This is a genomic window from Oscillatoria sp. HE19RPO, assembly GCF_024220515.1.
Classification (GTDB): Bacteria; Cyanobacteriota; Cyanobacteriia; order Cyanobacteriales; family Laspinemataceae; genus Laspinema.
The window spans coordinates 1-9,167 of the sequence record NZ_JAMXOT010000299.1 but is presented as its reverse complement, the minus strand read 5'-3'; the positions used below and the strand labels follow the sequence as shown (position 1 = coordinate 9,167).

Genomic DNA, 9,167 nt, shown 5'->3' with positions numbered 1-9,167 from the left:
TGCTAATTGTCTTAAATTTAGGGAAGAAACCCGGTTTCTGAGCCCCCTACCCAAGAGCAAGAAACCGGGTTTCTGCGACTATTTTTGCTAATTGTCTTAAATTTAGGGAAGAAACCCGGTTTCTGAGCCCCCTACCCAAGGAGCAAGAAACCGGGTTTCTGCGACTATTTTTGCTAATTGTCTTAAATTTAGGGAAGAAACCCGGTTTCTGAGCCCCCTACCCAAGAGCAAGAAACCGTTGACAACGACCCCATCCTTCCCCAAAACTCGGTACAATAGAAGATCGCGTTTCCACATAGCTCAACTATCGAAGGAGAAACCATGTCCCGCAAATGTCAACTCACCGGCAAAAAGGCGAATAACGCAATGGCCGTTTCCCACTCCCACCGCCGGACCCATAAGCTGCAAGAAGCCAACTTGCAATGGAAACGAGTCTGGTGGCCCCAAGGAAACCGCTGGGTGAGACTCCGCATCTCTACCACCGCTATCAAAACCCTGAATAACAAGGGGTTGCAAGCCTACGCCAAGGAAGCGGGAATCAATTTGTCCAAATACTAAGATTCCAGCCCCTGGGGAACCTTTACAATGAAGAGGCGCGGCAATGCCGTGCCTCTTTTCATATTAGGGTCCTATAATCATTTCCCTGGGTCCCTTTTGACAAACTTTCTAACCCTAGGCTGATTGATTTTTCTATCTAGCTGGGTAACCTAAAAACTAGATAATACAATAGTTTAACAACAATCTCCGGAAATATACGGATAGTCAATTCCGGGATTTTTAAGCTAACACAGAAAAAAGACTCTCCATTTCTCAATTAATGGCACCTGCACTCACGGAGTAGCTATGGCTAGAAAGCACAAAATCCAAAAAGCGCTAACGCACCTCGTGCAAGCAATCATTCGATTTGCTCAGAAGCTAACAAGTCGAAATACTTATCGTTTTCTCCGCACTGCCTTCGTCACGTCACGCCGTCGATTGCAGGCGGGTTTTGTGTTGCCCACAACAACGCTACTCATCTTGGTGATGTTTTTGGTGGTCAGCACTTTAATCTTTCGATCTTATCAGCGATCGGCTGATGTCATTGGTGACTTCCAGCGGCAGGAACTCCTGAATGCAGCAACTCCGGCAGTGGATCGCGCTAGAGCAAAGTTAGAACAACTCTTTAATCCTGAATATTTACCCCCGGGTATTCCAGATGAAAAAGTTCTGGAACAGAAACTTCTTGAACGGGATGAAAACAGCCAGTTAAGTTTTACATTTTCCGATGAAACCAAAGTCACTCTGTCTAGCGACAACGGAGAGCAAGCTCCTGCCTGGTTATTTAAAACCGATGTTAATGGCAACGGGAACACGAATGACCCGGAGGATTTAGTCACCGTTTATACCCTAATCGGACGCACCGATAGAAATGGTCAAACCATAATAAATGGGCCAAATACTCTACAAACGGAAGAGGCAAGAGCAAATGCCTTAGTTGTGCGAAGTGGTCCGATTTTAACTTCGACGAATACGGACAATGACCCAGCTTGTAAAATCATTGATGAGGACACAGGGGAAGAAAGAACCCAAGGGTGGTTTCCTCTGAATGCGGCGATTCTCAAAAAGAATTTTCAAGTTTATGCTCTGACCCTTCCCAATCGGCTAATTGGGAATCCTTCCCCCTCTAATCCCATGCTCTCGACCCTTGAGTATCAGCAGGATCGATACTATGAACAGGGCAACAAATGGGGAGCCTGGTTCCGGACGGATATGGAAGTGTATCCCGGTCCCATATTCAACTGGAACGGAGCCATGCACAGTGAAGGTAGTATATTCATGAAAGCCATTGGTGGCGTGAATTCTTACCTGATTAGCTCTAAAGGGTCTTGTTTTTATGAACCTAATATTAACTCAGAAATCAGCGCCAAAAATCAACTGGTATTTGCTGTTCCCGCTGCACCGGATTTAGATGGCGCTTTTACCGGGGTGGTTAACATTGATCTCCATGAAACTGCTGGGGATGAAGCAACGCCTCCGAAGGATCTGATTCGCCTCAATAATACGAACGATTCAGTCAACCTCACCAATGCGGGGGCTGCTATCAATCTGCTCATGGACCCCGAGGCATTGCTGCTCGATCCGGCTAATAATCAACCCCGCAGCGATCAAGGATGGACAGAAGATGGGGCATGGGAGGCAGCAGACTCCCAGTTGTCAGCTCGTGTCAACTTGAGCGATCGCATCCCACCGGACACCGATCAGCCCCCTCCAACCGCCGATTGTCCGCCGAGCTTGGATGATATTTATCGGGCCGATGACCGCTTTGGACCGAAAACCGGATATGGCAGAGCCGTACCCAATCCCGAGACCGGGAAATGTATGATTCAAGAAGCCAGTAATGCAGGCTTTGATTATGGGGAATACATTCAAGAAAGATCGCCCGAAGTGGCAACCCGAGAGTTACTACTTCGCGATAATCCCCCTTCGGTGGATGAACCCGATGAATATGGCTTAGATGGCTATTGGGAAAGACGAGCGCGGGATCAAGGCACAAGGATTATCGTGGGTCAGCGTCTGGAACTGGGGAATGCTTTTGGCTGGATCAGAGACTTAAATCGCGATGGAGACTTTGCAGATTCGGGCGATAAAGCTCCTGGTAACGACCCGCTCAATCCCTATGACCTCACCACTGCCTATCCCAGCATGAGAGATCGTGACAATGAACTGCGTCAACGTCGGACTTTATATGATAATTTAGCGGCAGTCCAGGCTACGGCGATTTATCATCATAAAGAAGAACAGAGCCAGGGATACTATCCGATGGCTTATGTTGCCACAACGGTTCACCCGGGCACTCCAGCCACCCTCAAGGATAGTGCCAACTTTGACACCATTCAAATTAATGGCCAACCCCGGATTGATTTTAACTTCTTCACCGGCAAAGGGACTAATGGATGGGAGTTTGATCCTTTCTTTGGTGGCAACGAAACGAGTTTTGCTTCTGCCATTAATACCTCAAATAACCCCCTGCGCATCGCGTTAGAAAACCTGGCTTATTTTTCCGGGGACCCCAATGGAGCATTTCCAGTACAACCCCCTCAAGGACCCAGTGTACCAGGAGGCAGGCTGCCCTCGGCTCAGTTAACCATGTGGGGAGACTTCTCTAATTTGCGGCGGATTGTTCAAAACCTCCCAGGTAACCTAGGAATCAGGCACTATCCCGGTGCTCCCGGTAATTCTGCATTAATTCCAGATATGAGTATTGCCGATCGCTCTACTCTGCATACTGCGGCAGGAGCCTTGGGGATGTTGGCCTACAATATCAAAAATCTGGAAGATTACGATTATGAGAATGCTACCAATCGCTCAACTGGATTGGGATTGAGTGGGACTCCTACCCCTCCCAATACTGGATTGGAAGGTTTAGCTACCGAGCTTTGGCTCTTACAAGATGGGGATCCAAGTAATGGAGAATTAGGGACTCTTGGAAATCCAGGCACTTATAATCAGTCGCCCGAAGCTTATATTGCTGCCTTAGAGCGTAAATGGATGGACGCTCCGCCCAATGACAAAAACCGAATGAAGGAGATTGTCAATCTGGCTCGATTTGTGATGCTTAAGGAGCAAGTGGAACGAGATCGGACCTATGGGTTTAAACGCAGTGATGAGGACTATAGCCTCAATCCGCCAACTTCTCCGGGTAGTAGCGCCACTCCCGATCTAGAAGGTCCTCCCAACAATCATGCTAACGACAGAACATTTACTTTTACACCGGATACAACGATACCCATCTTTGGGGGTACTGAATTTCATATCAGTTGTGATGTAACCGAACCACCAGCAGGAACAGCACCAACAGCAACACAAGGTAACAGCTATTTTGGATTGGGTTTTACTAACCCTACGCCTAGCTCTTCCTCGCCTCCTCCTGCCCTAACCGGCTCGGTTATTGATCAGCAGCGGTTAATCAGCTTATCCCGCCTCTGCTCTAATGAACCCAAATTCCCCTCCCTCTATTACCTGTTCCCGACAGATAATCACGATCATGCTACTGATTCGATTGGTGGAGTAGCACAACCGGCTAGTGTACCCAATAATGCGGAACCCTATATCACCAACCCCTATATCTCAACCACAGCTAACCCGACAGGAACCATTACCTACCGGGTGGTCAATCCACAGGATATCGTCCTAGAACCCAGAGCGATTAACTTCCTCGATTGGGAACTCCCCAACGCCGCTGGTCCGACGGGAGACAATCCCAACAGCAGTAGTCAAGAACTGATTTTGGTGAATGGCCAACTCCGGCAAGTGGCTATCAAGGATTCAGCCTTGTATGATGGCCGGGAGAATATGAGCGTGCGCTTGTTGAACCTCGATCTGAATCTGCTGCGCCAGACCGAATACAACGGGGACTACTTCATCCCTGAAGAAAGTGGTCTCGTCTATGCATTCCGGGAAGATGCAGTCCGGGAAGACAATATTGCGCGATTGGAACAGTTTGAACGGTACGCAGATGTACCGAACTCTAAAAAGCTGAATCTCAAATCCGTGGACTACTATGCCGACCCCGATCGCCGTCCTTATGGATTCCGGTTTAAAAATGGGGCGACTTTACGCCGTCGGCCAACCCATAACCGATCGCGGGGGATGTCCTTTATCACCGATCAGCCGGTTTATACCCAAGGGCAATTTAACCTGCACCATAATAATCAGACCGGACAACGCAACACCATCCAGGAGTTCACCCAGACCCTGGGAAATACCTTCACTCGCGCTCAGTTCTATAATCGCAGTAAAGCCCAGCGAAACGCTGATTTTGCCGACCCGAGTAAAGACTGGTGGCGCAATACCGAAGTCATTGCGGACTCGATCACGATTTTGTCCGATAACTTCTGTGATGGCAGCATTGAAGATGGCATCATCTTTGCGGGAATAGGCAGTCCAGCCGCTTCAGATCCTGCGGGATACAACGGAGTTCGCAGACTCAACGAACCGAATCGCCGAACCATTTATGGCTGTAATACCAATGCCCAATTCACATCCTACCGCAACCAAAATGTTCCCATTACCGCTCTGGCAGCCGGGACGCAATGGTTGAGAGCCAATCCCTGGGAAAATCCCAACCCCAACGCCCAGGCGGGTCAGACCCTCTGGCAAAATATCGATGCGGGACGGATTCCTAAATCCCCGATCGCGATCACCAAAAATGGGATCGCGCAAATCACAAGAACCCTTCCGTCAAATCCCCCCACTCTCCCCACGCTCTATAGCCAAGACGCGGGTAACTATACTGGCTCCTATCAGACGTTTGGAACTAGAAGGAATCTGACTCGGGCGGCTGAGACGACCACCAACATGATTCTGATTAGCTCCATAATTCCATCCCGAACCCAGCAGATTAATGGAGGCTTACACAACTTCCCCCGAGTTTTGGAAGACTGGAACAGAAATGTCCCCCTGATTATCCAAGGGTCTTTGATTCAGTTGCACTTTAGCAACTATGCCACGGCCCCCTTTGACCAGGATGCCTGGGAATATCGCATCATGCCTAATACCGGCTCCTCTAAGCAAATGCCCATAGGAGGAGCGCCCATCTACCAATACTATATTGAGCCATTGCGGAACTGGGGTTACGATGTAGCGTTGCAAAGAGCACCTGCTGGTCCTGCCGGTCGCCGGATGAGCCAGGTTTCCGACAAACGGGATGAGTTCTACCGCGAACCCGCAGCGGACAATGATTATATCTGTAAGCTGCGAGAGCTTCCTGAGATTAACTATCCTTGTCGCTAGTCCCGGGAAAACCCGATGTTAACCTAGATGCATCTAGCTGGGGAGTATCAGCCCTGAACCCTCGTTCAACTGAAACACTGAGAATACTCAGGGCTGATTCCCTCTTCTCCCTCTCACAAGCGGAATAATTTGAAGCAATTTTGACCACAAGGCTGACCCCCACCAAGGTCCAAACCATACCGTTGATTGATGTTCTTTTCGTCAAATGGAGTTAATCAAGATGAGACACAAACAATCGAGACATCCCACAGAACAAGGGTTAACCCTAATTGAGTCCTTAACTGCAGTGGTTATTTTGGGAATATCCGTCGTCGCCATCAGTCCCCCGATCGCCCTCTCCATCGCCGCCCGGGTGCGCGCTCACCGCGCTCAACAAGCCATGCAGTTAGCCCAGGGAGAAGTTGACCGAGTGCGGCTTTTGGTCGAAAATCTCGGACCGGGTAAAACTGTTCTGACAAGTATCGAGGGGAGTTTACCTCCCGATCGCGGCAATATCAAGCCCCAAAATGTTCCAGTCGTGGCTCCACCGAGTACCATCAAGCCTTGTCATGAAAACCTCTCTGCTGAATGGTGTTCTGTCCATTTAGATGAAGATAATCAATGGGATATGGCAATTCAACGGTTTAGAACGTACACACAACCAGAACAAAATAGTACAGGTCAGAATACAGGTCGGAATCTAGCGGCTTTTATTCTCGGGGTGCGGGTGTACACAAGAGCCTCCATTGATGCGGGGAACCTATCAACTCAAACACCCATTGGAACTGCGTCTTTGGCGCTATCTGCTGCCAGTAGCCAAGGCGGTCTGCCCCTAGCAGCTTCCTCGGTACCGATTGTGAAATCAGATTCAGCCAGTGCTTTTGACAACTACAACAGATTGTTAACACAAATGGGTCAGTGAAGGGAACACCGGATCAATATAGGCTTGAACGTTTTATTGATGGGTAAATTATAAGATAAGCGGGGGAAACAACTATGGCGATTCATCAAGCAAAATATATTTTAACCCATTACATAGCGGCTAAAGCCCAGAAAAAAACAGCCGGGTTTACTTTACCCGAACTACTCATGGGCATGGTGGTAGCCCTAATCACACTTTATGCCGTGTTATCCTTGGTGGTTAGCCTCCTCGGAACAGAGCAACGCGAAACCGCCAAAAGCCAAACCCAACAAGAAATGGCTCAAGCACTGGATTATATAGCAGCCGAACTGAGAGAAGCGGTTTATATTTATCCGGGGGATTGCCTCAGACGCACCAATATTCCCGAATCCTGTCCAAGTTTTAATTTTATTCCCAATAATGTAGATGTCCAGCCAGTCTTAGCATTTTGGAAACTCGAAAGATTTCCGGTGGATGATTTAAAGATTGATAATGATGACACTCTCGAAAATAATTTAGCCTTTTATACCCTGGTTATTTACTCATTACGCCGAGATAATCCAACTAACATTTGGCAAGGACCCGGGCGGATCACTCGATTTAATCTCCCCAAGTACACAAGGGAGCAGTTGGGGAACGAAAACGGACAAGAAACCCCTGGTTATAATGGTTTTAACGGGGATTTTGCCAACTGGAATTCTAACGGGGTTCAATTCAATGATGTCCCTTTGGTGGATGGGGTGGATTTGGGTTTACAACCTGAAAGAGTCGCCTGTCCCTCAACTTATACAGTGAGTCCTCCACCACAGCCCAATGTTCTCCTGTCAAATTTAAGCAGTTTCTATGCTTGTGTGAGTAATCCAGGTGGCATCAACACGGTTCAAGAAGCGATGGTTTTTCTCCGGGGTAATGCGGCGGCAAGAGGCGGTGCTTCGGGGTCTCGGGATGCTGCTTTTTTACCCACTGTGCAAACTCGGGTGCAAGCTCGGACTCGCTTTGGTCAATAATAATTTGGAGCAGATTCCTGAAATCATGGGGGAACACTCCCCCTGAAATGGAAACCCGAATCAACCTCATTATTGAAGTCAGGTATAGGTAAAGTTATGATGATTAGAAATATTTTCGGGGGAAAAGTCCTTCCGTTGATGACAACCAAAAGAATGAGAGAAGGTGACCATCCGGAGTTGGCGGAAGGATTTACGTTGCTTGAAGCACTGGTGGTTGTTTTTATTATTGGGATTTTAGCGGCGATCGCAGCCCCAAGTTGGCTATCCATGCTCAACAATACTCGCTTAAGAAAAGGTCAAGATGCCATTGCTTTAGCCATTACTGATGGTCAAAGGCAGGCTAGACAGAAAAAAATTTCTCAACAAGTGACGATCAGACAAGACCCTTCCACGGGCAAAGTTCAGTGGGCGGTACATACAAGCCAAAATACTCCAACTTGGCAGAACATTGAGCAAGAGCAACTCCTCATTGATCCCCCCAGTTGGACGATTACTTTTGACGACAAAGGGCACACTGACGAGAGTGGAACTGGAACAATGCTAATCTCTCTTCAGAATGGCGGTGCACCACGCTGCGTTATCGTTCAAACCCTTTTAGGAACCGTCCGTAAAGCCCAAGGGGATGCTTGTATTCAGCCGTAATTTTGGTGTTTGTTCTTAATTTTTTAGCGCATTAGACTATCCTGTCTCCCCAGCATCCCCCTGCATCTTCATCACAATTGTAAAAAAATATTACAAATCCTCCCAATTTCTCCCCCGAGGATTTATTTTATTTTTAAACAATAATCAGGGTGCTGAATGATGCTATTAACTCATCAACTCAGACGGCGGTTTCGCAACTCACCGACCACCGGATTCACATTAATCGAAAGTTTAATTGTTGTTTTGATTATCGCGATTTTAGCCGCTATAGGCATTCCCAGTTGGCTAAATTGGTTGAATAATACTCGCCTCACTGCCGGTCAAAATGAAGTGTACAACGCGCTGTTAAAAGCTAAAACCACAGCGACTCACCAAAAAATTACTTATCAAGCCAGTTTCCGAGAGTTGGGTGATGTGGCTCAGTGGGCGGTTCATCCCGCTTCAGTTACTCCTACAGACCAACACTGGCAAAATCTCAACGCTTTTGTCACCCTTGATCCAAGCAAAACCACCCTTTATCAATACTCTACAAATGGGGTGTGGCGAATGCAATTTAACTACAGAGGAAACTCCAATGGTCGCCTGGGACGGGTGACGGTTCGCCTCCGCAATAGTAACAGCAATAAACAGCGCTGTGTGTTTGTTTCTACCCTATTAGGGGCGATGCGGAAAACGGAAAAGTGTGGGTGAGGTCAGGTTGAGGATAAAAACCCGACACCCGTCAACTTAGCAAAAGTTGTGGTAGAAACCCGGTTTCTCAGTCTGGGGTAGGGGTTCAAGAAACCGGGTTTCTTTCCTCATTTTTTGATAATTAGCAAAAGTTGTGGTAGAAACCCGGTTTCTCAGTCTGGGGTAGGGGTTCAAGA

6 protein-coding genes are annotated in these 9,167 nt (G+C 47.9%); all 6 read left to right on the top strand.

What is annotated here, in order from left to right:
- Positions 1-321: 321 nt before the first annotated feature.
- The 6 genes from rpmB to NG833_RS24155 all read left to right on the top strand — a co-directional run bounded on the left by rpmB (position 322) and on the right by NG833_RS24155 (position 8,991).
- Positions 322-558 (top strand): 50S ribosomal protein L28, encoded by a 237-nt coding sequence (gene rpmB, locus NG833_RS24180; RefSeq protein ID WP_015147179.1) that lies wholly within the window; start codon positions 322-324, stop codon positions 556-558.
- A gap of 285 nt (positions 559-843) precedes the next feature.
- Positions 844-5,772 carry a hormogonium polysaccharide biosynthesis protein HpsA gene (gene hpsA, locus NG833_RS24175; protein ID WP_254567830.1) on the top strand — a complete coding sequence of 1,643 codons (4,929 nt, stop codon included), beginning with the start codon at positions 844-846 and terminating at the stop codon, positions 5,770-5,772.
- Positions 5,773-5,992: 220 nt separating this feature from the next.
- On the top strand, positions 5,993-6,673 hold the full coding sequence (locus tag NG833_RS24170) for a prepilin-type N-terminal cleavage/methylation domain-containing protein (protein ID WP_254567829.1): 681 nt from the start codon (positions 5,993-5,995) through the stop codon (positions 6,671-6,673).
- 74 nt (positions 6,674-6,747) lie between these two features.
- Positions 6,748-7,659: a prepilin-type N-terminal cleavage/methylation domain-containing protein gene (locus NG833_RS24165; RefSeq protein ID WP_254567828.1), complete on the top strand. Its 912-nt coding sequence runs from the start codon at positions 6,748-6,750 to the stop codon at positions 7,657-7,659.
- A 96-nt stretch (positions 7,660-7,755) separates the two neighbouring features.
- On the top strand, positions 7,756-8,301 hold the full coding sequence (locus tag NG833_RS24160; RefSeq protein ID WP_254567827.1) for a Tfp pilus assembly protein FimT/FimU: 546 nt from the start codon (positions 7,756-7,758) through the stop codon (positions 8,299-8,301).
- Between the two features lie 156 nt (positions 8,302-8,457).
- Positions 8,458-8,991, top strand: a complete 534-nt coding sequence (locus NG833_RS24155) for a prepilin-type N-terminal cleavage/methylation domain-containing protein (RefSeq protein ID WP_254567826.1) — start codon at positions 8,458-8,460, stop codon at positions 8,989-8,991.
- Positions 8,992-9,167: the final 176 nt, after the last annotated feature.

Bases quoted from the DNA above. Each gene is read 5' to 3' on its own strand.
- rpmB (WP_015147179.1), top strand. From the start codon at position 322: ATGTCCCGCAAATGTCAACTCACCGGCAAAAAGGCGAATAACGCAATG.
- hpsA (WP_254567830.1), top strand. From the start codon at position 844: ATGGCTAGAAAGCACAAAATCCAAAAAGCGCTAACGCACCTCGTGCAA.
- NG833_RS24170 (WP_254567829.1), top strand. From the start codon at position 5,993: ATGAGACACAAACAATCGAGACATCCCACAGAACAAGGGTTAACCCTA.
- NG833_RS24165 (WP_254567828.1), top strand. From the start codon at position 6,748: ATGGCGATTCATCAAGCAAAATATATTTTAACCCATTACATAGCGGCT.
- NG833_RS24160 (WP_254567827.1), top strand. From the start codon at position 7,756: ATGATGATTAGAAATATTTTCGGGGGAAAAGTCCTTCCGTTGATGACA.
- NG833_RS24155 (WP_254567826.1), top strand. From the start codon at position 8,458: ATGATGCTATTAACTCATCAACTCAGACGGCGGTTTCGCAACTCACCG.